Source organism: Leisingera sp. JC1, assembly GCF_001679925.1.
In the GTDB taxonomy this organism is placed as follows: Bacteria; Pseudomonadota; Alphaproteobacteria; order Rhodobacterales; family Rhodobacteraceae; genus Leisingera.
The window spans coordinates 19,346-43,708 of the sequence record NZ_LYUZ01000125.1; the positions used below are offsets into that span (position 1 = coordinate 19,346).

Below are 24,363 nucleotides of genomic sequence, written 5' to 3' on the forward strand. Positions count from 1 at the left end.
TCATGCTGGTCATAAACAATACCTCAACACTTTGGATCCCCCTCTGCCGCAGCGTTTATCCCTATCGGACAGGAATGTCACTACACAATAGTGGCGCCGTTTGGTTAAAACCGTGATAACAAGACGGCAATCACGGCTGAGACGGGAAAGATATGCGATTTCAGGGCACTAAGGAATATGTTGCAACGGACGACCTGAAGGTTGCGGTTAATGCGGCGGTGACGCTGGAGCGGCCGCTGCTGGTCAAGGGCGAGCCCGGAACCGGCAAAACCGAGCTGGCCAAGCAAGTTGCCAGCGCGCTGGGGCTCAGGATGATCGAGTGGAACGTGAAATCCACCACCCGCGCCCAGCAGGGCCTCTATGAATACGATGCGGTCAGCCGCCTGCGCGACAGCCAGCTGGGCGAGGAGCGCGTGCATGATGTGAAGAACTACATCCGCAAGGGCAAGCTGTGGGAGGCATTTGAAGCTGACGAGAAGGTCGTGCTGCTGATCGACGAAATCGACAAGGCCGACATCGAGTTCCCCAACGACCTGCTGCAGGAGCTCGACAAGATGGAGTTCCATGTCTACGAGACCGGCGAGACCATCAAGGCAAAGCACCGCCCGGTGATGATCATCACCTCCAACAACGAAAAGGAACTGCCGGACGCCTTCCTGCGCCGCTGCTTCTTCCACTACATCCGCTTCCCCGACGCGGAGACGATGAAGAAGATCGTCGAGGTGCATCACCCCGGCATCAAGGAAAGCCTGCTGACCGCCGCGCTGACCCAGTTCTACGAGATCCGCGAGACGCAAGGCTTGAAGAAGAAGCCCTCCACCTCCGAGGTGATCGACTGGCTGAAGCTGCTGCTGGCCGAGGATCTGAGCCCCGAGGACATTGCCCGCGACGGTGCCGATGCGCTGCCCAAGCTGCACGGGGCGCTGCTGAAGAACGAGCAGGACGTGCATCTGTTTGAACGGCTCGCCTTCCTGGCGCGCGGGCGGCGCTGAGGGCGGGATGAAGCCACACTGGCAGGCGCTCTTGCAGCGGCCTGCCTGTTTCGCTTCAAATCGCCGCCGCTTTCCCCTATCAGAAGTGAAGGGCCAGGCTGCGGCAGCCAGGCCGCTAGGGAGACACCTGAGTGCCCGCGGACGCAGCAATTGAACCGGTCAAGACACCCCGCCGCGGCGGGCGCCGCCTGATGCAGGCCGCCGCCGGAGTTCTGGCGGCACTGGCGCTGGCCGCCTGCACCGCCCCGACAGCCCGGGTCGAGGCGCCAMCCCGCGCGGCCGCCGAGCCACTGGCGCTGCCGCCAGTCAAGGTCTTTTCCGCGCCGCGCCCGCAAGCCCCGCAGCGCGCCAATTCTGAAATTGCCCGTGATTTCCTGGATCTGCACTTCCAGCTGGAAGGCGGCAGCACCCTGCCCCATTTCACCCGCTTCGAAACACCGGTCACCCTGCGCGTCACCGGCGCACCGCCACCGGGGTTTAACCGCGACCTGTCGGCGCTGCTCAACCGTTTGCGCAACGAGGCCGGCATCTCCATCCGCAGGGTCGCAGAGGGTGAAGCCAGCATCACCATCCAGGCCGTCACCCGTGCCGAGATCCGCCGCGCCCTGCCCAAGGCGGCCTGTTTCGTGGTGCCCAATGTCTCGTCTCTGGCGGAGTACCGCCGCAACCGGCGCAGCCCGCGCACCAATTGGGCGCTGCTGCGCGAGCGCAGCCGGCTGGCAGTGTTCATTCCCAATGACACCAGCCCGCAGGAAGTGCGCGACTGCCTGCACGAGGAACTGGCACAGGCCATCGGCCCGCTGAACGACCTTTACCGGCTGCCGGATTCGATCTTCAACGACGACAACATGCACGCGGTGCTGACCGGGTTCGACATGCTGATCCTGCGCGCAACCTATGCGCCTGAGCTGCAAACCGGCATGACCCGCGCCCAGGTGGCCGCCCGGCTGCCCGCGATCCTGTCCCGGCTGAACCCGCGCGGGAATAGCGTTGCGGCATGGCCGCTGCCGGCGACTCCGCGGGCCTGGTCTGCCGCTTATGAGCAGGCGCTGGGGCCGCAGGCCGCCCTGCGGGAGCGGCTGCGCGCCGCCAACAGGGCCGCGGAAATCGCCCGCGACCTGGGCTGGAGCGACCACCGCCGCGCCATGAGCCACTATACGCTGGGACGGATGCTGCACATCCGCGAGCCGGAGCTGGCATTGCAGCATTTCCTGACCGCCCAGACCTATCTGCAGGCGCAGCGCGGCACAGCTATCCATCAGGCCAAGCTGGCGGTGCAGCTGGCCGCCCATGATGTGGCCACCGGAAATGGCGCTGCAGCCCTGGCCCGGCTGAAGCCCGCCGCGGCAACGGCAGCGGCGCATGAAAATGCCGCGCTTCTGTCCACGCTGCTGATGCTGCAGGCAGAGGCCCTGGACCTGCAGGGCAAGACGGTTGAGGCACGCCGGGTCAGACTGGACAGCCTGGGGTGGGCGCGCTACGGCTTTGGCCCCGACTGGGTGGTGGAGGCCCGGCTTGAGGAGGTTGCGGCGCTGCGGTCCGCCGGCTCCTGATACAGCCTTGAATACACAGATTCTGAAAGACAACGGACGGAAAGAACCATGATCGTAATCCTCGGCGTTCTGCTGGGCGGCCTGATCGGCGCCCTGAAGGCAAAGAAACGGGGCGGCAACACCTTGGACATGCTGCAATACGGTGCTGTTTATGCCATCATCTTTGGCGTGCTCGGCCTGCTGGCCACCATCCTGACCCACCGGGTGCTGGCCTAGCGCCCGCCCTCGCCCGACCGCGCCAGTTCACCCCTGCCGGAGACCGATCCGCGATGTTCCAGCCCTTCTTCGAAAATCTGCGCAAGGCGTCCATTCCTGTGTCCTTGCGCGAATATCTGACCTTTCTGGAAGGGATGAAGGCGGGGCTGGCCACTTATGACATCGAGGCGTTTTATTTCCTCGCCCGCGCGGCGATGGTGAAGGATGAGCGCAACATCGACAAGTTCGACCGCGCCTTTGCCGCTACATTTGAAGGCTTGGAGGCAATTCCTGCAGAGGCGGTGATGGAGGCCGTGGACATTCCCGAGGAATGGCTGCGCAAGATGGCGGAGAAGCATCTGAGCGCGGAGGAGAAGGCCGAAATCGAGGCGCTCGGCGGCTTCGACAAGCTGATGGAAACGCTGAAAGAGCGTCTCAAGGAACAGCAGGGCCGCCACCAGGGCGGCAACAAGTGGATCGGCACCGCCGGAACCTCGCCCTTTGGGGCCTACGGCTATAACCCCGAAGGCGTGCGCATCGGCCAGAAGGAAAGCCGCCACCAGCGCGCGGTCAAGGTCTGGGACAAGCGCGAGTTCAAGAACCTCGACGGCGATGTGGAACTGGGCACCCGCAACATCAAGGTCGCCCTGAAGCGGCTGCGCCGCTGGGTGCGTGAGGGTGCGCAGGAAGAGCTGGACCTGGACGGCACCATCCGCTCCACCGCCGAGCACGGCTATCTGGACGTGAAGACACGGCCGGAGCGGCACAACGCTGTGAAAGTCTTGCTGTTTCTCGACGTGGGCGGCTCGATGGATCCGCATATCCAGGTGGTGGAGGAGCTGTTCTCCGCCGCACGTGCCGAGTTCAAGCACCTGGAATACTACTACTTCCACAATTGCCTCTATGAAGGCGTGTGGCGCGACAACCGGCGGCGCTGGAACGAGAAGACACCGACCCATGAGGTGCTGCGCACCTACGGTCCGGATTACAAATGCATCTTCGTCGGCGATGCCTCAATGTCGCCTTACGAGATCGCCTATCCCGGCGGCGCCAATGAGCATTGGAACGAGGAAGCAGGCCAGGTCTGGCTGCAGCGCGCGCGGGAGGCCTGGGCGTCGAACCTGTGGATCAACCCGGTGCCGGAAAAATACTGGGACTACACCCATTCGATCAGCATGATCCGGGAGATTTTCGAGAACCGGATGGTGCCGATGACGCTGGACGGGCTGGAATGCGGCATGCGGGAGCTGAGCCGGTAAGAGGCAGTCACCACGGGGACGTTCAATGACAGTGATCCATGTGATCGACGCCTTCACCCGGACGCCCGGCCAGGGCAACCGGGCCGGGGTTGTGCTGGAGGCCGAGGGGCTCAGCAGCAGCGAGATGCAGGCGATTGCGGGTTTTGCCGGGTTTTCCGAGACCGCCTTTGTGCTGCCTGCCCAAGGCAAGGATCACGACCTGCAGGTCCGCTATTTCACTCCCAGCGCCGAGGTGCCCATCTGCGGCCATGCCACCGTCGCGGCACATTTCCTGCGGGCACGGATGCTGGGGCTGCCGGACTACCGCGTGCGGGCGCTGACAGGTGCAGGGGTGCTGCCGGTCCGCGCTGCGGAGGGCGGTGCGGATATGCAGGTGGAGATGACTCAGGGCGCGGTGGTTCACGGACCTGTTCTGGAAGCTGCTGACCGCAAGGAGCTGCTGGCGGCGCTGGGGATCGGTGAGGCGGAACTGGTTCAGGGGCTGCCGGTTCAGGTGGTCTCGACCGGCCATTCCAAGGTGATGGTGCCGCTGCGGCACCGCGCGACCGTGGACAGGCTGGAACCTGACCTGCCCCGGCTGGCGGCACTGAGCAAGCGGATCAGCTGCAACGGCTATTTTCCGTTTGCCGCCGAACGGGCAGACGGCAGCCTGGAAACCCACGGCCGCATGTTCGCCCCGGCCATCGGCATCGCCGAGGATCCGGTGACCGGCAACGCCAACGGCCCGGCCGGTGCCTATCTGCTGGCACAGGGGCTGCTGCCGGATGTGCCGCTGCAGACCTACGCCGGGCATCAGGGCCGCGCCATGGGGCGGCCGGGCACCGTCTTTGTGACACTGGATCAGACCGGAAGCAGCCTGTCGGTCCGGGTATCCGGCCACGCGGTGGAGGCCGGAACACTCACATTCCCGGCGGCCCGGCCGCACAGCGGCTAACCGCGGCCAAGGGATGGTTAGCGGGCGGCACCGCAGCCCTCCCGCGCCTGCAGGTGCAGCGGCTGCCGCCGCTCCCCCTTGGCAGCCTTGGGCATGGCATCCTGCCCGGCGGGCAGGATGCGCGCCGGAGCCCCGGTTCCGGCGCCGGGCCCTACCGGCAGGCCGGCATTTTCAATGCAGGCCGGACGGGCGGGAGTGATCAGCCAGCAGTTCGTCAGCCGCCCCACAGCCCCCAGGCGCCCAAGCCGGCTACCGGCACGAACAGCCAGCCCTGGGGCAGCAGGCGGTAGCCTGCCCGGCGCAGCGGCGGCAGCAGCAGGCCCACCAGCGCCGCCGCCGCTGCCATTGCCGTCCCCGCCAGCGCCATCCCTGCTGTTCCGCGGGCGCCGAGGAACAGGAAAAGGGCCATCAGGCCAAGAAACCCGGTGACCATGTGCCAGCACAAAAGCATGGTTTCGCGCGCCGCGTCCGGCAGCTGCCGGTCCTGCGCCAGCGGCCGGGCGCATTCACGGCCGCCCGCAAAAGCGTGAACCAGCATCCACAGGGCGGCCAGCGCCGCAGCGGCAAGAAAGCTCCATTGCATCTCAAATCTCCTAAAAAAATCAGCCGCATCGGCCGGGCCGGAGGCGGCAGGGAAACACGCGCGGCCACTCAGACCACGGCGGCCGCGGCAGCGCCACTGTCAATTCTGCCGCAGTCCCGGGCCATGACCCGGCACAATGCCGCCAGCGGTTGAATGCTGTGCAAGGCGCACCTAGGTGCTGGGACGGTATGAGCAGCAGCACCCGGACACCAGGCCCTGTCGGCGGACCCGCCATGGAAGCAATCACCGGCCCCATCCTGATCCTTGATGATCTGCGTGATGGCCGGATGTTTCTGGCTGCCCTGTTCATTGCCCCCAAAGGTGCCACCCTGCCGCCGCTGCTGCTGGATGATGGCGCAACGCAGCCCGAGCCGCTGGCGGAATACAGCGCCTGCACGGTGCTCGGGGCGCGGTTCAGCCTGCCTGCGGACCGTCCCTCTGCCTACCAGTGGAACGGCACGCGTTTTGCGCTGGCAGGCGGTTTTGGCGGCGATCTGCGGATCGCCTATGCCTCCTGCAACGGTGAGGAGCATGGCGACCTGGACCGCGACGGCGCTGAACGCAACGCGATGTGGGCGCGGATGGGCGCGGAACATGCGGAACAGCCGTTCTCGCTGCTGCTGCATGGCGGTGATCAGGTCTATGCGGATGAGGTGACACATGGCCATCCGCTGAGCGACGACTGGCCGGACCGCCTGCCCCGCGATCCCGCACGCGCAGAGCTGGACGATCTGCGCCGCCACCTGCGCGAACGGTTCCTGGAGCGGTACCTGGCGGTCTACAGCGCGCCGGAGTTCGCCTGGATCGCCGCCCGGGTGCCATCGCTGATGCAATGGGACGACCACGACATCTGCGACGGCTGGGGATCCCTGCGCCGCTCACGCACCTGTTCCCCGGTCGGCCAGACCCTGTTTGCCGCTGCACGGGAGGCGGCGCTGCTGTTTCAGCACGGCTGTGCGGACGGAGACCTGCCTGCCCGCTTTGCCGATCCCGAAGGCAGCCACCTGGGCTGGCGCGTCGAAGCACCGGGGCTGCGGCTGCTGGCCCCCGACCTGCGGTCGGAACGCAGCCGGCGCCGGGTGATGGCGCGGGGCGGCTGGCGGATGATGAAGACCGCGGCCAAGCAGCGCTTTGACGGGCGCAGCCTGATCCTGTCGAGCGTGCCGCTGCTGGGGCCGCGGCTGTCGCTGCTGGAGCTGCTGATGGTGCTGACACCCCGGATGCAGAAATACGAGGACGACCTGCGCGATCAGTGGCAGAGCCGGGCGCACCGGGCTTCCTGGCGGCGGATGCTGCGGCTGGTGCGGGACATGGCGGCGCAGGACGGCCAGCAGGTGACAGCCCTTTCCGGCGAGATCCATCTGGCCGCGCGCGGAGAAATGGCACTTGGCGGCGGCAAGCTGCTGCACCAGCTGGTGGCCTCCGGCATTTCCCACCGGGCACCGCCGCGGGCCTGGGCTAGGGTGCTGGGGATGCTGTCGCGGCTGGGCGACGCGCCCTTGCCCGGCCACCCCATCCGCATCCGCAAGATCCCCGGCCAGACCGGGCGCTATGCCGCCGAGCGGAACTATCTGGTTCTGGAACGCAACGGTGAAACCTGGTCTGCCGCCTGGGAGCTGGAAACCTCCGGCCGGTCTGCGCCGCTGACGCTTTAGCCCGGGCGCCGCGGCCAGGGCGGCAACCGTTTTCTGCGCAACCCCAGGCAGATCATCTGCGGAAATCCGCCGCCGGGTGCGGCGGCAGGCGCATGTCCGCCGACCCTGCCCGGCTGCGGTTGAACGGCCTGCCCGCCTGACGCTACCCAAGGGGAAAAGCCGCGGGGAAACAAGCCCGCCATTTCCGAGCAGGAGCATCGCGTGAGCGTGCCGCATCAAGACATCAAACCGCGTGGCAGTGCGCCTGCCGCAAGCGTGAAGCCGTTCCAGATCCGCGGGCGGTATTTCACCGCTGTTGCCTTGCGCCCCGAAGACGGGCCGCTGGACCAGGCGTTTTACGCAGCACTGGACGCGCAGCTGCGCTGGAGCCCGCATTTCTTTGACGGCGCGCCGCTGATCCTGGATCTGGCGCAGGCCCCGGGGCTGAGCCGCCCTGCCGAATTGCGGGCGCTGGCGGACAGCCTGCGCAGCCGTGATCTGGCGGTCTTCGGGGTGCAGAACGCCACCCCCGCGCAGGCCGCAGCGGCAGAGGACGCCGGGCTGATCACCCTGGCCAGCGGCAAGGACGCGCCGCTGAACACCGGACCGGGTACACGCCGGGAAATCCCCAAGAAATTGCGCCCGCCCCAGAATGTGGTGATCACCCGGCCGGTGCGCTCCGGCCAGACGGTGGTGGCGGAGGGCGGCGACCTGGTGGTGGTCGGACCTGTCAGCTCCGGCGCGGAGCTGATCGCGCGCGGCAATATCCATGTCTACGGCCTGCTCAGGGGCCGTGCCATGGCCGGTGCCGAGGGCGACGAGAGCGCCCGCATCTTCTGCCAGCGGCTGGATGCGGAGCTGCTGGCCGTCGCGGGCCTTTACCGGACGAACGAGAATTTGGAGCCGGAGCTATTGAACCGCGCAGCACAGGTATTCCTGCGCGATGGCCGGCTGTGTGTGGAGGCACTGTAATGAGCAAGGACCTGACTTTGGAAGAACCGATGGGCCGGGTGATCGTTGTCACCTCAGGCAAGGGCGGCGTGGGCAAGACCACAACCTCGGCGGCGGTGGGCGCCGAGCTGGCACGGCGCGGGCACAAGACGGTGGTGATCGATTTCGATGTGGGTTTGCGCAACCTGGACATGATCATGGGCTGCGAGCGCCGGGTGGTGTTTGACTTCATCAACGTCATTCAGGGCGACGCCAAGCTGAAGCAGGCGCTGATCCGCGACCGGCGGCTGGAAAACCTGGCGGTGCTGCCGACCTCTCAGACCCGAGACAAGGACGCGCTGACCAAGGAAGGCGTCGAAAAGGTGCTGGAAGAACTGCGCAAGGAGTTCGACTACATCATCTGCGACAGCCCCGCGGGAATCGAGCGCGGCGCCCAGATGGCGATGCATTTTGCCGATGAGGCGATTGTCGTCACCAACCCCGAAGTGTCCTCTGTCCGCGACAGCGACCGGGTGCTGGGACTGCTGAACAGCATCACCGAGCGGGCCGGCAAGACCGGCGCCGAGCCGGTCAAGGCGCAGGTGCTGATCACCCGTCACGACAAGGCCCGCGTCGACAGCGGCGAAATGATGACGGTGGAGGACGTGCTGGAGGTCCTGGCGGTGCCGCTTTTGGGGATCATCCCCGAAAGCAAGGCAGTGCTGCGCGCCTCCAACCTCGGCGTGCCGGTGGTGCTGGATGACCCCTCGGCGGCGGCCGCCGCCTATGAGGACGCGGTGGGCCGGCTGATCGGCGAGCAGATCGAGATGCGGATTGCGGCAGACCCGCGCCGCGGCTTGCTGCAGCGGCTGTTCCGGCGGGCGGTGTAAGGCATGTTCGGATTTTCCCTCCGCCCCCGCAAAGCGGCCTCTGCCAACACGGCCAAGGAACGGCTGCAGATCCTGCTGGCGCATGAACGAAGCGGTGCCGCCGCCCGCCCCGACTGCCTGCCGCAATTGCAGCGCGAGATCCTGGACGTGATCCGCCGCCACATGCAGATCGGCGACGAGGCGATCGACATCCGCATGGAACGCGGCGACGAACTGTCGAGCCTGGAGATCAACATAGAGTTCCCGGGCAAACTGGGCGTGAACTAGGGCCGGGGCCCGCCGGGCTGCCAGCCGGCCGCCCCTGCACGCTGACCAAGGGGCTGCCATCCGGCGGCCCCGGACATTTTAGGAAAATCCGGCGCAGAGTCCCCACCCCTATCCTGCGCCGGGTAAGGGCAGGTTAATCCTGTCCGTGCTGTCATGGGCCTTCCGCATTTTCCCTGCCGAAGGCCCATGACACATTACGTTTCCCCACTCAGTCCCGGACAGGCCGGAGATGCCGCGCCGCAGGAGACCTTGCGCCTTGGCGAACTGCTGGGTGCGCTCAGCCATGCGCTGGACCTGACCGAAGGCCAGCCCGAAGGCCATTGTGTCCGCTGCTGCTGGATCGGCATGCAGGTGGCGGCTGAACTGGGACTGGGGCAGCAGGCGCGCTCTGATCTCTATTTCACGCTGCTGATGAAAGATCTGGGCTGCAGCTCCAACGCGGCGCGGATCTGCCAGCTGTATATGACCGATGACCTGTCCTTTAAGCGCAGCTTCAAGACCGTCAGCGGCCTGCGCCAGGGCCTTGGATTCCTGTGGCGCAACACCGCCGCCGCGGCCGCGCCCTGGACCCGGCTGAAGACGCTGAAGCACGTGCTGGCCAGGAACAGCGAAATTGCCGGGGAGCTGATCGAGACCCGCTGCAACCGCGGCGCGGCGATTGCCCGGCAGATGCGGTTCTCCGAAGACGTGGCGGAAGGCATCGCCTGCCTGGATGAGCATTGGGACGGCGGCGGCCAGCCGCTGGGACTGACGGGCGATGCGATCCCGCTGTTTGCGCGCATCGCGCTAATGGCGCAGGTGACGGATGTTTTTGCCACGGATCTCGGGGCTGAGGCCGCAGCAGAGGAACTGGAGCGGCGCGCGGGCACCTGGTTCGATCCGGACCTGGTGCCGGTCTTCACCGCAGTGATCCGGCGGCCGCGGTTTCTGGCGGATCTGCAGGACCCCGGGCTGGAGGCAGAGGTTTTTGCCACCCCTCAGGCCCGGCACATTCATGCCGTGGACGAGGAATACCTGGATGAGATCGCCCGGGCGTTCTCGCTGGTGATCGACGCCAAGAGCCCCTTCACCCACGGCCATTCGCAGCGGGTGGCGCGCTATACCGGGCTGATATGCGACCAGCTGGGATATGCCCCCGGCCGCCGCCGCTGGATGGTGCGCGGTGCGCTGTTGCATGACATCGGCAAGCTGGGGATCTCTAACACCATCCTGGACAAGCCCGGCAAGCTGACAGATGAGGAGTTTGCCCTGATGAAGCAGCACCCGGTACTGGGCCATGAGGTGCTGAGCCGGATCCATGCCTTCCGCGATCTGGCGGATGTGAGCGCGGCGCATCACGAGCGACTGGACGGAAAGGGCTACCCCTACGGGATGGATGCCAGCCAGCTGACCCAGGAGATGCGGGTGATGGCGGTGGCCGATATCTTTGACGCGCTGACCGCCGAACGCCCCTACCGCGCGGCGCTGCCGCTTGAGAAGACCTATGCCATCATGGATGACCTGGCCGGTCCCGGCATTGATCCGGAGTGTTATGCCGCGCTGCAGGACGCGGTGACGGCCAGCGGCTGGCCCGCAGCCACGGACGCGCCTCTGGCCGGCGGTGAATGGGAGCTGTCCGAAGCCGAACGCAGCGCATAGGGTCCCGGCCCTAGCTGGCGAGGTTGCGGTTTTTCTGCGAATAGAGTGCCAGTGCCGTCMCCTGCCCCGCCACGATGGCCGAGAACATCAGCAGCGCCGACAGGCCGATGCTGGCATCCGCCATCAGGGTTTCGTTGAACAGCGACTGGGTAGCGCTCATCAGCACCCGGCTGCCGGGGACCAGGATCAGAATGCCCTGCACGATGTAGATGGCGCCGGTCAGGTTCAGCGTCTTGGCGAGCCAGGTGCCATAGAGGGTGATACACATGGCGGTGACCCAGGTGCCGACGATCCAGCCGCCGCCAAAACCCAGGTAGAGCGGCCCCCACATGCCCAGCACGGTGACCGGCAGCGCCCGCAGGATATCTGCCAGCCGTGCGTTGAAGATCACCCCGATCGAAAACGACAGCGCAGGCAGCGCCAGATAGGGCATCCACCACAGGACGCCGTTCACGTTCTCCACATGCGGTGTTGCCCCCCACAGCGCGGCGCCGATACTGACGCCGATGTAGATGCCGATGAACAGTTTCATCAGCACAAAAATCGACTGGGCAAACAGGCTGGAGCCGGAGATCACGTCGTTGAAGGCGAGGCATTCCAGCGAGTTGGCAATCGACAGTCCTGGCACGAACAGCACGATGGCAGCGATGCAGGTGCCCCAGACCGGCACCTCCACCCCCATGCTGCTGACCAGCGATACGGTAAGGCCCGCAACCAGCGCCGACAGGAATTCGACCAGGATCACCCGGTCGCCGCGGCAGAACAGCTGGCACAGCCAGACCAGAAAGCCCAGCACCGCTGACAGCGCAATGGTGGTCAGCGCGCTGCCGATCAGGGTCAGGAAGGCAGGCGGGATCGCGATATTGGCAAGCATGATCAGCCAGCCGGGATAACGGCCCGGCTCCTCAATCCCCGGGTCCTCCACCGCGTTGATGCGGATGATGGTGCGGGCCAGCAGGCTGAGATTGATCTGCGCGGGCTCCAGCCGGCGGATGATGAACTGGTTGTCCTCGTCCGGGAACTGGCAGGAGATCGAGGTGGGCGTGGCCTGCACGATCACGTTGATGCCCTGTTTGCGGGCATAAAACTGCAGGTATTTTTCGATCTTGTAAGGCGCACAGCCGCTGCGGTGCAGGGTTTCGCCGGTGTCGGCGATATTGCGGAGCTGAGAGAGCGGAGCCATGTGCCGGAAGCCGTTGTTATCTGGAGCCTTTGGGAACGCTCCCCTTATAGGATGGATTGCCCGGCAGCGAGTGCGGAATTTGCATGGCGGCTTGCACGGAATGCAAGGCTGACCCTTGCTGCTGCCGGGCTTTCCGCCCATATCTGTGCCATGCTGCGCCTACTTCCCATTCTGCTGGCCGTTGCCTATGGCCTTGTCATGTACCGGATCTCGATCTGGCGCACCCACCGGGAGCTGGACCAGCGCTCAACTGAGCTGGCAGACCCCAGGCTGAAGCAGCTGACCGACCGGCTGGCGGCAGCGCTGAACGTGGCCCGCATCCCGGTCCATATCTACGAGGTCGACCCGGTCAACGGGCTGGCCGCACCTGACGGGCGGATCTTCATCACCCGCGGGTTTTACCGCAAATACCAGAATGGCGAGGTCAGCGCCGAGGAAATGGCGAGCGTCATTGCGCATGAACTGGGCCATGTGGCGCTGGGGCACGCGAAGAAGCGGATGATCGACTTCTCCGGCCAGAACGCGCTGCGCACCGCGCTGATGATGATCCTGGGCCGCTACATCCCCTTTATCGGGCCGTGGATTGCCGGGGTGCTGACATCGCTGCTGGCGGCACGGCTGTCGCGCGGCGATGAGTATGAGGCGGATGAATACGCCGCCGCGCTGCTGACCAAGGCGGGCATCGGCCTGGCGCCGCAGAAAAGCCTGTTTGCCAAGCTAGAGGAGCTGACCCAGCAACGCGCCGGCATGGCACCAGCCTGGCTGATGAGCCATCCCAAGACGGACGAGCGCATCGCCGCGCTGGAGCGGCTGGAAGACAAATGGGCCAAGGGCTGAGCCTGCTGGCAGGCCGGGATTGAGGGGCTCGCCCCTCAAACTCCCCGGAGCATTTTCACAAAGAAGAAGAGAGCGCCTTGGCGAGCCGCGGCAGGCGGGCTTTCTTGAGCAGCGGACGGATCTCCCAGCTGCCGCCGGACAGGCGGTTGGCTTCGGCCAGAACCTCTGCCCCCAGCGCCTCCATGCCTGAGCTGTCCTGCAGCCAGAAGCCATAAAGCAGCTCGTCCGGGCCGAGGCGCTGCAGGCCTTCCTCTGCCAATGTGTGGCGGGGGAAGTCCTTGTTGTTGACGGTAACGATAGCGTCGGCGTGGCCAGCGATGGCGGCGGCCAGCACATGAGTGTCGGCGCTGTCAGGCAGCCAGAGACGCGCCTCGACGCCCGGTGCGGCGGGGACTTCAGCCTTGGGCCACCCGGCGCGGACTAGGGCGATCTCCGCCTTGGCCTGCGCCGCGCCCGCGGGGCCGAGTTTCAGCGCCGCGCGTTCCCACTCGCCCAGGATCCGGGCGGACCAGAGAGGGGTGAAATGGCCGAGGCGCGCCGCGCCCAGCAGCATCTCCCGCATCACTGTCGGGTAGAGGACGCAGGTATCGAGGAGCAGCTTCACCCGCGTCAGTCCAGCCGGAAGAACACGGCTTTCAGATAGCCGCTTTCGGCCAGCTGGGGCAGTTGCGGGTGGTCGGGGCCTGCATATCCGGTGTGGATGAGCGCCGCCCGGCGGCCGCCCTTGCCGATGCCGCGAGCCGAGGCGTTGCGGAAACGGGTAAGGTCGGCGGCGTGCGAGCAAGAGCAGAGGCCCAGGTAGCCGCCGGGTTTGATCAGCGGAGCGGCCAGTTTGGCGACGCGCTCATAAGCGCGCAGCCCGGCTTCCAGCGCCTGTTTCGAGGGCGCAAAGGCGGGCGGGTCGCAGATGACGACGTCAAAGGTCTCGCCCTCTTCCCCCAGCGCCGTCAGCACGTCGAAGGCATCGCCCTGGCGGGCCGTGAACTTGTCCTTGAACCCGGCAGCTTCAGCACCCTGGGCGGCCAGTTCCAGCGCCGCGGCGGAACCGTCGACGCAGGTGGCTGCCCCGGCACCGCCTGCCAGCATCGCAAGACCAAAGCCGCCGACGTGGGAAAACACGTCCAGCACCTTGGCGCCCGGCGCGGTCAGGCGGGCGGCAAAGGCATGGTTTTCGCGCTGGTCGAAGAACAGCCCGGTTTTCTGGCCGCCGGTGAGGTCGGCCATATAGGTGGCGCCGTTCATCTGTACCGGCACCGGCGCAGCGGGGGCCGCGCCCAGCAGGGTCTGGTTCACATCATCCAGCCCTTCCAGCCCGCGGGTTCGGCCTGAGGCGTTTTTCAGGATCACCTCTGCGCCGGTCACCTCGGCCAAAGCGGCGGCGAGCATGTCCAGATGCGCCTCGGCCCAGGCGGCGTTGGGCTGCACCACGCAAGCGGCGCCGAAGCGGTCGATCACCACGCCGGGCAGACCATCGGATTCGGCGTGCACCAGCCGGTAGAACGGCGCGTCATACAGGCGTTCGCGCATCTCCAGCGCACGCGACAGGCGGGCGGCAAACCACGCCTGATCAATCACCGCTTCCGGGTCGCGGTCCAGCATCCGGGCGATGATCTTGCTTTCGGGATTGACCGAGACCAGCCCCAGCGGGCGCTGCGCCTCATCCTCCAGCACCGCCAGGGTGCCGGGCGCCAGCTTGCGGGTGCGGCGGTCGGTCACCAGTTCATTGGCATAAACCCAAGGGAACCCGTGCCAGATGGCGCGGGCGTTCGATTTGGGTTTCATTTTAACGCGGGGGCGCTGGAGCGCATCGGAGGAGGCTGTCATGGGGTCCTCTTAGCGGTAAGCCCGGGACAGGAAAAGAGGCCGCGTGGCCCCGCCCGCATGACGGTGTTGCCACGCAGCCCCCTGCTGACCGCCCCCTGCCGGTGCGACATTGGCAAGAACCTGTGGTAACCTTGCGGCAGGAGGAGCCGCCATGAGCACAACCGCAAGAGTTCTTCTTGGCACCACCAAGGGCGCCTTTGTCCTGACACCGGACGGCAAGGACTGGTCTGTCAGCGGCCCCCACTGCGATGGCTGGTGCATTAACCACGTGATCGGTGATCCGGAAAACGGCATTCTGTGGGCCGGCGGCGGCGGCGACTGGCCGGGCGCCGGGGTCTGGCGCTCCGCGGATGGCGAGGCATGGGAGCTGTGCAAACTGTCCAATGGCCAGATAGATGAATGGGCGGCCGCGGACCCTGAAACGGCGGCCTTCTTCAACTGGGAACCGGTTGAGGTGCCTTTTGACGATCTCAAGTCCGTGTGGTCGCTGCACAGCGCGCATGGGGTTCTTTTTGCGGGGACCAAGCCGGCTGCACTGCTGTCCAGCAGGGATGGCGGCAGGACGTGGGAGAGGAACAGCGCCCTTGATGGCCACCCGTCGCGCGAGAGCTGGAACCCAGGTGCGGCCGGGCTGGTTCTGCACACCCTGCTGAGCGATCCGGAAAACGCGGGCAAGCTGTGGCTGGGGATTTCCGCGGCGGGCGTTTTTGCGACTGAGGATGGCGGCAATAGCTGGGAGCGGCGCAACCGGTTGTCCAATGACACGGTCTGCACGGAGCATCATCACCCCGCAGCACCGCGCAACGGCGAGACCGGCCACTGCGTGCACAACATGCAGCGCGGCCCCGGCGATCTGCTCTATCAGCAGAACCATCACGGCACCTACCGCAGCAGCGATGGCGGGCGCACCTGGAGTGACATCACGGATGGGTTGCCCTCCACCTTCGGCTTTCCCATTGCGGTGCATCCGCAGGATCCGGACACGATATGGGTGCTGCCGCTGAACGGCGATGCCGCCGGTCGGTTTCCGCCGGAGGCCTCGGCGGCAGTTTGGAAGTCCACCGATGGCGGAGAGACGTGGCAGGCCAAACGCGAAGGGCTGCCGCAAGGCGCGTGTTTCTTCACCGTGCTGCGCCAGGCCATGGCCACCGATGCGCAGGCAGGGGTCTATTTCGGCACCAACTCCGGCTCAGTCTTTGCCAGTTTCGATGCAGGTGAAAGCTGGTCGGAAATCGCCCGGCACCTGCCGACGATCCTGTCTGTTGAAACACTTAGCCGCACGTAGCGGCCAGCCAGCCCGGAGCCTAGCGCTCGCGCGAGCGCCAGCCGCCGCGGCGGCGCGGTTTTTCGGCGCCTTGCAGCCCGTCGCGCAGTACCGCGGTCATCGGATGCTCTGGATGGGCATCGCCATAGAGCTCCAGCAGTGCCTGGATGTCGGCGCGGCTGTCGCGCGCAGCGTCCATACCCAGCGCCCAGTCAAAGAAAATGCTGCGGCACTGGGCATCAGTGATGCCCTCGATCCGGTAGGATTCGTAGATCAGCCCGCGCGGGTCCTGTTCAGTGCTGCCCGTCTTCATCCGCCGCTTCCCTTTCCAAGGTTTCGCCAATCAGCGCTGCGCAGCGGCTGTAACGGTCCTGCAGTTCCTGCTCCAGCGCATCCAGCCGGTCGAAGCCGGTGGTGCGGCAGAGGAACTGCGCCCCGCCCTCTCCCAGTGTTGCGGCGTCCAGCGCCTTGGCAGAAAGCAGCCGGGCTGCGCATTGCACGGACCAGAATAGCCGGTATCCGGCAGTCAGGTATTCCGCATCCGCGTCATTCAGCCACCCGGCAGCGACAGCGCCCCGAAGACCTGAAGCCACATCGCGGGCGGCGGAAGCAGAGGTGAGCGTGCCCGCCTGCGACAGCAGCTCGATATCCATCATCCGCCCTGATCCGTTCTTGGCGTCCCAGACGCCTGCGGGTGTCTTGGCGGCGGCGAGGCGTTCCCGCATCTGCGCCACCTCGCGCAACACCTTGCCGCTGTCGCGCGGCTCTAACAGGAAGCCCGTTCGGAATTCCTCGATTTCGGTGGTCAGGCTGCGGTCGCCAGCAATGGTGCGGGCGCGGGTGAGGGCCAGATGCTCCCAGACCCAGGCCTCGTTCTGCTGGTACAGGGTGAAGCCTGCAAAGCTGACAGCGACGGGACCTTGTGTGCCCGACGGGCGCAGGCGCATGTCGACCTCATAGAGGCGGCCCTGCGCCATCGGGGCCGACAGCGCGGTCACAAAGGCCTGGGTCAGGCGCGCGTAATAGGGGCGCGTGGCCAGCGGGCGCTTGCCATCGGACATTTCCACACCTGCGGGGTCGTAAATCACGATCAGGTCGAGGTCGGACTGCGCGTTGATCTGCCCGGCCCCCATCGAGCCCATTGCCAGCACTGCGGCGCCGCGGCCGGGCGGGGGCCCGTGCTTCTTCGAGAACTGCGCCACAACCTCCGGCGCGATCCCGGCAATCACCACCTCTGCCAGCTCAGCATACTGGGCGCCTGCCTGGTGGCCGTCGATCAGCCCGCGCAGATGGTGCACACCGATCCGGAAGTGCCACTCCTTGCACCAGCGCCGGGTGGCGTCGAGGCGGGTTTCGTAGTCGTCTTCCTGCTCCAGCCGCGCTTTCAGTTCCGCCTTCAGTTTTTCCGCCCCAGGCCATGGGTCGAAGAAGGAGCCGCCGATCACCGCATCAAAGACGGCAGAATTGCGCGAAAGGAAGCTGGCCAGATCGCCTGAGGTACCCGCGATATCAATCAGCAGGTCGATGAGTTGCGGGTTCGCGCCGAACAATGAAAACAGCTGCACCCCAGCCGGCAGCCCGGCCAGGAAGCCATCCAGGGCCAGCAGGGTCTCGGCTGGCTTGGCCGTCTTGGCCACGCGGGCCAGCAGCTCCGGCTTCAATCCTTCGAAGATCCGCGCGCCGCGTGATGAGCGCAGCGCTGGATAGGTGGGCCATCGGGCAATGATGGCGCCATCAAGTTCCGCCGTCTCCTCTGCCAAAGGCGCAGGCGCCGGTGCGGCGCCAGGGGAGAAGAACCCCTCGGTCAGCTCATGCACCTCTTCCAGGCGGCTCCGTATTTCGGATTGCAGCTCTGCCGGGTCGCGGTCCATCAGGCAGGCGATGCGGGAAATGCCGTCCTCCGACTTGGGCATCTTGTGGGTCTGGGCATCATGCACCATCTGGATGCGGTGCTCGACCTCCCGGTGGGCGCGGTAATGGGCAGTCAGGATCTCTGCCGCTTCCGGCGGTACCCAGCCCTTGCCTGCCAGTGCCGCCAGCCCCTCCACCGTGCCGCGCAGGCGCAGATCCTCGTCGCGCCCCCCCGCGATCAGCTGGCGGGTCTGGGTGAAAAACTCGATCTCGCGGATGCCGCCGCGGCCCAGTTTCATGTCGTGGCCCGGCACGTGCAGGGCACCGCCAGTGCCCTTGTTCTCGCGGATGCGCAGGCGGATGTCATGGGCGTCCTGGATCGCGGCAAAGTCCAGGTGCCGCCGCCACACGAAGGGACGCAGGGTGTTCAGGAACCGCTCCCCCGCCGCGATGTCGCCTGCGCAGGGGCGCGCCTTGATATAGGCGGCTCGCTCCCAGGTGCGGCCCAGGCTTTCGTAATACCGCTCCGCCGCTTCCATCGCCAGGCAGACGGGCGTGACCGCCGGGTCCGGACGCAGCCGCAGGTCGGTGCGGAACACATAGCCGTCGCCGGTGCGGTCGCTGAGCGCGGCGCACATGTTCTTGGTCGCGCGCACCATGCCCTGGCGCGCCTCGTAGAAATCATCCGGGTCAAAGCGGGTTTCGTCGAACAGGCAGATGAGGTCGATGTCGGAGCTGTAGTTCAGCTCATGCGCACCCATCTTGCCCATCGCCAGGATAGTGAGCCCCCCCGCGGTCTCCACGTCGTCCTCCGTGAGGCCGGGCAGTTTCTTGCGGCGGATCAGATTGGCGATCTCCGCCTTGATCGCCACATCTGCGCACAGCGCGCCGAAATCGGTGAGTGCGCCGGTCACCCGCTCCAGGGTCCAGCCGCCCGAGAGATCGCAGAGCGCTGTCAGCAGAGCCAGCCGCCGCTTGGCCTGGCGCAGGCCCGGTTTCAGCTGCGCCGTCTCCAGCGCGCGGCAGTCCGCAAAGACCTGCTGCAACGCGGCCTGCGGATCGTGCAGCGCTTCCGGCAGCCAGCCTGCTTCGCGATCCGTCAGTTCCTTGAGGTACGGGCTGGAGCCGCAGGCGCCGGCAACCAGCTCTGCCAGTTCGCCGGACAATTCCGGGACCAGTGCACGCGCCTCTGCGCCAAGCTCCGGGTCATAAGGGCGGGGAATGCGGGAGATCGTCAGGCCAGTCGTCATGGAGCGAGACTGTGCCGCAGGCAGGATGGCGTCAATGGGTGAATTGCCGCGCTGCCGCACAGGTTTACCAAGGGTCAGGAATACCCGAATAGGTTAAGATTGAGTTTTAAGGTAATGTTAACGTTACGGTTATGCTCCCGTTACGGAGCCATTTCGAAGTAAAGAGTGTTTTGTTTTCAAGGGGCGCTTGGATCGGTCCGTGAATTCTTACTGGTTCTCGCAACTGCATTGCAGTGTCGCCCCCGCATCCGGCCATGTAACCGGAGCATAACCGCGCCTTCCTCTTCCCAGCATTCTCCGCAGCTTCCTGTATGCCCCGACCGCATACGCGGATTTCGCGCCAGGCTGCCGTTGCTGCGTCTTCCAGCGTGAAAATGTGAAAAAGATTTACATGGGGACTTGAAAGCCCGCGGGCGGCTTCCGATATGCAATCATGTGAAAGGGATTTACATTCACCCGCAACCTGGAGGACCCCGATGACGAGTTTCACCCCGACCGCCCCTGCCGCCCCGGTACAGGGCTGGTTTTCCCGCAGCGAAGCCTGGCTGGACAGCAAGGGCAAGGGCGCCTGGATCGCCGCCATGGTCCTGGGTTTCGTGTTTTTCTGGCCGGTTGGCCTGGCCCTTCTCTTCTACATGATCTGGAGCAAACGCATGTTCAGCAAATCCTCCTGCCGCCACCGCAAGTCCTGGGCCCGCCACGGCTACTCGGCGATGAAACCCTCGGGCAACAGCGCCTTTGACACCTACAAGGCCGACACGCTGCGCCGCCTGGAACAGGAGCAGCATGATTTTGAGGCCTTCCTGCAGCGCCTGCGCGAAGCCAAGGACAAGGTGGAGTTCGACGAGTTCATGGACGAACGCGCCCGCACCGCCTCCAGCGAGGACCTGGAGGACGAGGATCAAGACCAGGGCGAGCCCAAGCGCCACTGACCTCATCCGCCTCCGGCTGCCCCGCCCATCCGTCCGGGCGGGGCTTCCCCGTGCCCATTCAGCAAAGGACCCCTTGATGACCGCCCTGCCCGATCCCGACTACCAGGCAGAATTCTATGCGTCTGTGCCCGCCAAGCGTTTGATCGCCTGGGTCATCGACAGCATCCTGATCTTTACGCTCAGCGCCGGTGCCGTGGTGCTGACGGCCTTTACCGGCCTGTTTATCTGGCCGCTCCTGTATCTGGCGGTTGGCTTTGCCTACCGGACCGTGACCATCGCCAACGGGTCCGCCACTTGGGGCATGCGTTTTGCCGGGATTGAACTGCGCGACGGCGAAGGCCGCCGGATGGACAGCGGCATGGCTGCGCTGCACACCGCGGGCTATTCTCTGTCACTGGCGCTGCCGGTGCTGCAAGTGGTCTCCGTAATCCTGATGCTGACCTCCGCGCGAGGCCAGGGTCTGACGGATCATTTCCTCGGCACCGTGATGCTGAACCGGCGGGTTTGAATGAAACCGGCAAGACAGCGTTAAACCATTTTCCACAAGACCGCTTGGCGCACCGGAACCGCGTTGCTATCATCTTTGTGACCACAGGCGATCTGTTCCGCCTGTTCCGCGAAACTGCCGACGGGTTCCGATGCGCCATACACTACCCATTGCGCCGCAATTCTATGTGACGGCACCGCAGCCCTGCCCCTATCTGGAGGGCCGGATGGAGCGGAAGCTGTTCACTGCGCTGCAGGGCGACGGGGTGGACCAGCTGAACAACAGCCTCAGCCAGCAAGGGTTCCGCCGCTCGCAGAATGTGCTGTACCGCCCGTCCTGCTCGGAATGCTCCGCCTGCCTGTCGGCGCGGATTGACGTTGCGGCCTTCAGTCCCAGCCGCAGCCAGAAACGCACGCTGAAACGCAATGCGCATCTGGAACGGCGGGCGACCTCGCCCTGGGCGACAGAGGACCAGTTCGCGCTGTTCCGCAACTACCTGGACAGCCGCCACGCGGATGGCGGCATGGCCGATATGGACGTGTTCGAATACGCCGCAATGATCGAGGAAACCCCGGTGCGCAGCCGGGTGGTGGAATATGCGGCACCCGGCAGCAGCACCCTGACCGCGGTGTCGCTGACCGATGTGCTGGAGGACGGGCTGAGCATGGTCTATTCCTTCTACGCCCCGGACCGGCCGCAGGACTCGCTCGGCACCTTCATGATCCTGGATCACATCAAGATCGCGCAGGAGGCGGGGCTGCCGTATGTCTACCTCGGCTACTGGGTGCCAGGCAGCCAGAAGATGGGCTACAAGGCCAAGTTCTCCGGACTGGAGATCTATCACCAGAGCGAATGGAAGAAGATGAGTGACCCGTCGCAGTTCGAGACCGCCAGCCATCCGCTGTCGACCGATCCGATTGCCGAACAGGTCGCCAATATCCAGCTGCCTGAACAGCCGATTCACCGCGAACGCTGATGCAATTCCTCCATGCCGTTTCGCTGGTGGTGCCGGATTACGACGCCGCCATCGCCTTTTACTGCGGCCAGCTGGGCTGGCAGCTGGCGGAGGATATCGACCAAGGCCGCAAGCGCTGGGTGCGGATCCTTCCGCCCGGAGCGCAGCAGGGCAGCCTGATCCTGGCCCGTGCCGAAGGGCCTGAGCAAGAGGCTGCCATCGGCAACCAGTTCGGCGGCCGCGTCGGACTGTTTCTGGCCACGGATGATTTTGCCCGCGACCACGCGGCAATGCAGGCCCAAGGCGTGCAGTTTGAGGAGGAGCCGCGGCACGAGCCCTATGGCACCGTCGCCGTCTGGCGCGATCCCTTCGGCAACCGCTGGGACCTGATCCAGTTCACCTGAGGCCCCCGCCGCCCCCTTTCATCTTTCCGCAAATACTCCGGGGTGAATGCGCCAACGGCGCAGAGGGGCAGCGCCCTTGCCGGTTCCAGATATGCAAAGGGGCCCGCATGGGGCCCCCTTTTCGTTTCATTTGCACAACCCGGATCAGTTCGGGATCAGCGCGGGCACGATGGTGACGATCGACGGGAACAGCCACAGGATGCCGATGCCCACCACTTGGATCAGCACAAACGGCACGATCCCGCGGTAGATATGGGCCGTTGTCACCTCCTTCGGCGCAACCCCGCGCAGGTAGAACAGCGCAAAGCCGAAAGGCGGCGTCAGGAACGACGTCTGCAGGTTCACCGCCACCATGATGGTCACCCATTTCGGATCAAACGACCCGCCATAGATCACCGGGCCGACGATCGGGATCACGATGTAAATGATCTCCAGGAAGTCCAGCACGAAGCCGAGGAAGAACAAGACCAGCATCACGATCAGGAAGACCGTCATCTCGTTATCGAAGCTCTTCAGGAACTGCTGGATGTAGTGCTCGCCGCCAAAGGAGATAACCACCAGATTGAGCAGCTGGGAGCCGATCAGGATGGTGAAGACCATCGAGGTCACCTTGGCGGTTTCCCGCACCACCGGGGTCAACACGCCGGAGCGGAACAGAACCCAGCAGCCATAGAGCAGGCCGAACAGCGCATAGAGGTACATCGCGTAGGCCGCAAAAAAGGCGATCCAGCTTTCGACGCTCACGCCGCCCTGGTTTACGCGCAGGTCGAAGTTCATGCCGATCAGGATGCACAGCATGACAGCAAATGTGGACCAGATGATGATCTTGCCCGATTTGCCCTCGTCCTGCAGCTTGCGGTAGGCCGCCAGCATGATGGCACCGCCTGCCCCCAGCGCCGCGGCCGGCGTCGGGTTGGTGATGCCGCCCAGGATCGAGCCCAGCACCGCAACGATCAGCACCAGCGGCGGGAATACCACCCGGATCAGATCGTTTTTGGCGCAGCGGGCCGCAGCCTCACGGCAGCCATAAAGCGCCAGCAGCAACGGCAGTGCGATCCACAGCACCGTCACCCCGGCAGAGGTGGTGGGCGCAATCGCCACAAGATCCACCAGCGCAATCAGCAGGATACCGATAGAGCCGAGGATCAGCGGTTTGGCATCGCGCGACGGCGCCACACCGCGACCGAAGGCCAACACCAGACCCAGCAGAACCATGATCACGGTGATACCGGTGCCGATGGGCGCAGCAGAAGCGATCTTGGCTTCGCGGGCGGCAGCGATTTCCTCTTCGCTCAGCCGCTTGGCCAGGGCCACGCCGCCTGCCTCGTTGATGGCCTTCTGCTCTTCCACCGCGGTATCCCAGGCTTCCTGCCCGTGCAGTTCGATCATGGACGCCTTGCATTCCGCACCGACACTGGTGCGCAGGGAAGCGGTTTCACCAGCGTCCGAGAAAGTGGACACGACAATGTTCTGGCTGCCGATCACGTTGAAGCTGTTCAGCAGGATGGCACCGCCGATCAGCGCCGCAGGCACACCGAGGAACCAGATCAGGCCTTCGTTGCGGGTGATCACCTCGCCGGTGCCGCCTTCGATATTCACGGCCGGCGCCTTGTGCGGGTTCAGCAGCGCATAGCCGAATGCATAGGTGGCATAGAGGATCGCCAGCATGATCCCCGGCAGCAGCGCCGCCTGGAACAATGTGCCGACCGAAACAACCGCCGGTTCGCCCAGATAGGTGAGCGCGTCAGAGCAGCCTGCTTCCATCGCGCGGGTTTCCTGCGCGGTGGAATAGAGGTCGCCCGCCAGCGTGCCCAGAAGAACAATCACGATAGACGGCGGGATGATCTGCCCGAGGGTGCCGGAGGCGGCGATCACGCCGGTCGCCAGTTCTGGCGAGTAGTTGTTGCGCAGCATGGTCGGAAGGGCCAGCAGGCCCATGGTCACCACGGTGGCACCGACGATGCCGGTGGAGGCCGCCAGGAAGGCGCCCACGACAACAATCGACACCGCCAGACCGCCGGGCAGCGGCCCGAAGACGCGCGCCATGGTGGTCAGCAGGTCATTGGCGATCTTGGAACGTTCCAGGGTGATGCCCATCAGGACGAACATCAGAACCGCCAGCAGGGTTTCAATCGATGCGCCCGCCAGCACCCGCTCGTTCATCCGGTTGACGATGAAGGAGACGTTGCGGTCCAGCGCCACTTCCCAGCCCTGAACAAAAACCGGTTCCGCCATGCGCGGCAGGTCCGGGTACCTGAATATGGATATCTTGTCGGGCCTGATGCCCGATCCCACCAGATCACGGTAGGCCTGCGACGAGGTGTCGATGGCCTGGTGGATCAGGATGCCGGCGCTGTCCAGCGCCGCGATGATCCCGAAGGAGATGATCCCGGCACCGCCGATGGCAAAGGCCACCGGGAAGCCGGAGAGGATGCCCCCGAAGAGGCAGAAGAATACGATGAGCAGGCCGATCTCGACGCCATCAAGTCCAAATAGCATGT

General features: G+C 65.4%; 23 protein-coding genes. 16 read left to right on the forward strand and 7 right to left on the reverse strand.

The window, feature by feature from the left end; all coding sequences use genetic code 11:
• Positions 1 to 152 precede the first annotated feature (152 nt).
• From A9D60_RS20315 to A9D60_RS20330, 5 genes are all read left to right on the forward strand, one after another.
• A complete protein-coding gene (locus tag A9D60_RS20315) occupies positions 153 to 992 on the forward strand; it encodes an AAA family ATPase (protein ID WP_065269279.1) in 840 nt (279 codons plus the stop codon).
• A 191-nt stretch (positions 993 to 1,183) separates the two neighbouring features.
• A complete protein-coding gene (locus tag A9D60_RS20320) occupies positions 1,184 to 2,545 on the forward strand; it encodes a DUF2927 domain-containing protein (RefSeq protein WP_065269426.1) in 1,362 nt (453 codons plus the stop codon).
• A gap of 48 nt (positions 2,546 to 2,593) precedes the next feature.
• The gene (locus A9D60_RS26695) at positions 2,594 to 2,761 is read left to right on the forward strand and encodes a hypothetical protein (protein WP_039178657.1); all 168 of its coding nucleotides are present in this window, start codon (positions 2,594 to 2,596) and stop codon (positions 2,759 to 2,761) included.
• Between the two features lie 53 nt (positions 2,762 to 2,814).
• The gene (locus tag A9D60_RS20325; RefSeq protein WP_065269280.1) at positions 2,815 to 3,999 is read left to right on the forward strand and encodes a vWA domain-containing protein; all 1,185 of its coding nucleotides are present in this window, start codon (positions 2,815 to 2,817) and stop codon (positions 3,997 to 3,999) included.
• A gap of 25 nt (positions 4,000 to 4,024) precedes the next feature.
• Complete coding sequence (locus A9D60_RS20330) at positions 4,025 to 4,933, forward strand: PhzF family phenazine biosynthesis isomerase (protein ID WP_065269281.1); 909 nt, start codon at positions 4,025 to 4,027, stop codon at positions 4,931 to 4,933.
• A gap of 214 nt (positions 4,934 to 5,147) precedes the next feature.
• Here A9D60_RS20330 and A9D60_RS20340 read toward each other — a convergent pair whose 3' ends face one another.
• Positions 5,148 to 5,516: a hypothetical protein gene (locus A9D60_RS20340; RefSeq protein WP_065269283.1), complete on the reverse strand. Its 369-nt coding sequence runs from the start codon at positions 5,514 to 5,516 to the stop codon at positions 5,148 to 5,150.
• A gap of 188 nt (positions 5,517 to 5,704) precedes the next feature.
• On the opposite strand from A9D60_RS20340, the gene A9D60_RS20345 reads away from it, so the two are divergent.
• The 5 genes from A9D60_RS20345 (at position 5,705) to A9D60_RS20365 (ending at position 10,875) form a co-directional block, all read left to right on the forward strand.
• Positions 5,705 to 7,171: an alkaline phosphatase D family protein gene (locus tag A9D60_RS20345; RefSeq protein WP_065269284.1), complete on the forward strand. Its 1,467-nt coding sequence runs from the start codon at positions 5,705 to 5,707 to the stop codon at positions 7,169 to 7,171.
• Positions 7,172 to 7,372: 201 nt separating this feature from the next.
• A complete protein-coding gene (minC, locus tag A9D60_RS20350) occupies positions 7,373 to 8,122 on the forward strand; it encodes a septum site-determining protein MinC (RefSeq protein WP_065269285.1) in 750 nt (249 codons plus the stop codon).
• Entirely contained in the window at positions 8,122 to 8,970 is an 849-nt protein-coding gene (minD, locus tag A9D60_RS20355) for a septum site-determining protein MinD (protein WP_065269286.1), read from the forward strand. Before minC ends, minD begins: the two co-directional genes overlap by 1 nt.
• A 3-nt stretch (positions 8,971 to 8,973) precedes the next feature.
• Entirely contained in the window at positions 8,974 to 9,237 is a 264-nt protein-coding gene (gene minE, locus A9D60_RS20360) for a cell division topological specificity factor MinE (protein ID WP_065269287.1), read from the forward strand.
• A 186-nt stretch (positions 9,238 to 9,423) separates the two neighbouring features.
• Positions 9,424 to 10,875, forward strand: coding sequence for an HD-GYP domain-containing protein (locus A9D60_RS20365; RefSeq protein ID WP_065269288.1), 1,452 nt, complete (start codon positions 9,424 to 9,426; stop codon positions 10,873 to 10,875).
• Between the two features lie 10 nt (positions 10,876 to 10,885).
• On the opposite strand, the gene A9D60_RS20370 is transcribed toward A9D60_RS20365, so the two are convergent.
• Positions 10,886 to 12,058 (reverse strand): threonine/serine ThrE exporter family protein, encoded by a 1,173-nt coding sequence (locus A9D60_RS20370; protein WP_065269289.1) that lies wholly within the window; start codon positions 12,056 to 12,058, stop codon positions 10,886 to 10,888.
• A 150-nt stretch (positions 12,059 to 12,208) separates the two neighbouring features.
• Between A9D60_RS20370 and A9D60_RS20375 the strand changes: the two genes are divergently transcribed.
• Positions 12,209 to 12,895 carry a M48 family metallopeptidase gene (locus A9D60_RS20375; protein WP_065269427.1) on the forward strand — a complete coding sequence of 229 codons (687 nt, stop codon included), beginning with the start codon at positions 12,209 to 12,211 and terminating at the stop codon, positions 12,893 to 12,895.
• Between the two features lie 55 nt (positions 12,896 to 12,950).
• Here the strand turns inward: A9D60_RS20375 and A9D60_RS20380 are convergent, their stop codons facing one another.
• Complete coding sequence (locus tag A9D60_RS20380; protein ID WP_065269290.1) at positions 12,951 to 13,499, reverse strand: RSP_2648 family PIN domain-containing protein; 549 nt, start codon at positions 13,497 to 13,499, stop codon at positions 12,951 to 12,953.
• Between the two features lie 5 nt (positions 13,500 to 13,504).
• On the reverse strand, positions 13,505 to 14,719 hold the full coding sequence (locus A9D60_RS20385; protein WP_065269291.1) for an RSP_2647 family RNA methyltransferase: 1,215 nt from the start codon (positions 14,717 to 14,719) through the stop codon (positions 13,505 to 13,507).
• 151 nt (positions 14,720 to 14,870) lie between these two features.
• Between A9D60_RS20385 and A9D60_RS20390 the strand changes: the two genes are divergently transcribed.
• Complete coding sequence (locus tag A9D60_RS20390; protein WP_065269292.1) at positions 14,871 to 16,004, forward strand: WD40/YVTN/BNR-like repeat-containing protein; 1,134 nt, start codon at positions 14,871 to 14,873, stop codon at positions 16,002 to 16,004.
• Between the two features lie 19 nt (positions 16,005 to 16,023).
• Here the strand turns inward: A9D60_RS20390 and A9D60_RS20395 are convergent, their stop codons facing one another.
• Complete coding sequence (locus A9D60_RS20395) at positions 16,024 to 16,296, reverse strand: hypothetical protein (protein WP_065269293.1); 273 nt, start codon at positions 16,294 to 16,296, stop codon at positions 16,024 to 16,026.
• Positions 16,277 to 19,084: a glutamine-synthetase adenylyltransferase gene (locus A9D60_RS20400; RefSeq protein ID WP_065269294.1), complete on the reverse strand. Its 2,808-nt coding sequence runs from the start codon at positions 19,082 to 19,084 to the stop codon at positions 16,277 to 16,279. The genes A9D60_RS20395 and A9D60_RS20400 overlap by 20 nt, the downstream gene beginning before the upstream one ends.
• A gap of 476 nt (positions 19,085 to 19,560) precedes the next feature.
• Between A9D60_RS20400 and A9D60_RS20405 the strand changes: the two genes are divergently transcribed.
• The 4 genes from A9D60_RS20405 (at position 19,561) to A9D60_RS20420 (ending at position 21,862) form a co-directional block, all read left to right on the forward strand.
• On the forward strand, positions 19,561 to 20,016 hold the full coding sequence (locus A9D60_RS20405) for a DUF2852 domain-containing protein (RefSeq protein WP_065269295.1): 456 nt from the start codon (positions 19,561 to 19,563) through the stop codon (positions 20,014 to 20,016).
• A gap of 76 nt (positions 20,017 to 20,092) precedes the next feature.
• Entirely contained in the window at positions 20,093 to 20,524 is a 432-nt protein-coding gene (locus A9D60_RS20410; protein WP_065269296.1) for an RDD family protein, read from the forward strand.
• Positions 20,525 to 20,654: 130 nt separating this feature from the next.
• Positions 20,655 to 21,479: an arginyltransferase gene (locus A9D60_RS20415; protein ID WP_065269297.1), complete on the forward strand. Its 825-nt coding sequence runs from the start codon at positions 20,655 to 20,657 to the stop codon at positions 21,477 to 21,479.
• On the forward strand, positions 21,479 to 21,862 hold the full coding sequence (locus A9D60_RS20420; RefSeq protein WP_065269298.1) for a VOC family protein: 384 nt from the start codon (positions 21,479 to 21,481) through the stop codon (positions 21,860 to 21,862). The genes A9D60_RS20415 and A9D60_RS20420 overlap by 1 nt, the downstream gene beginning before the upstream one ends.
• A gap of 144 nt (positions 21,863 to 22,006) precedes the next feature.
• Here the strand turns inward: A9D60_RS20420 and A9D60_RS20425 are convergent, their stop codons facing one another.
• Positions 22,007 to 24,361, reverse strand: a complete 2,355-nt coding sequence (locus tag A9D60_RS20425) for a TRAP transporter large permease (protein WP_065269299.1) — start codon at positions 24,359 to 24,361, stop codon at positions 22,007 to 22,009.
• Between the last annotated feature and the right edge of the window lie 2 nt (positions 24,362 to 24,363).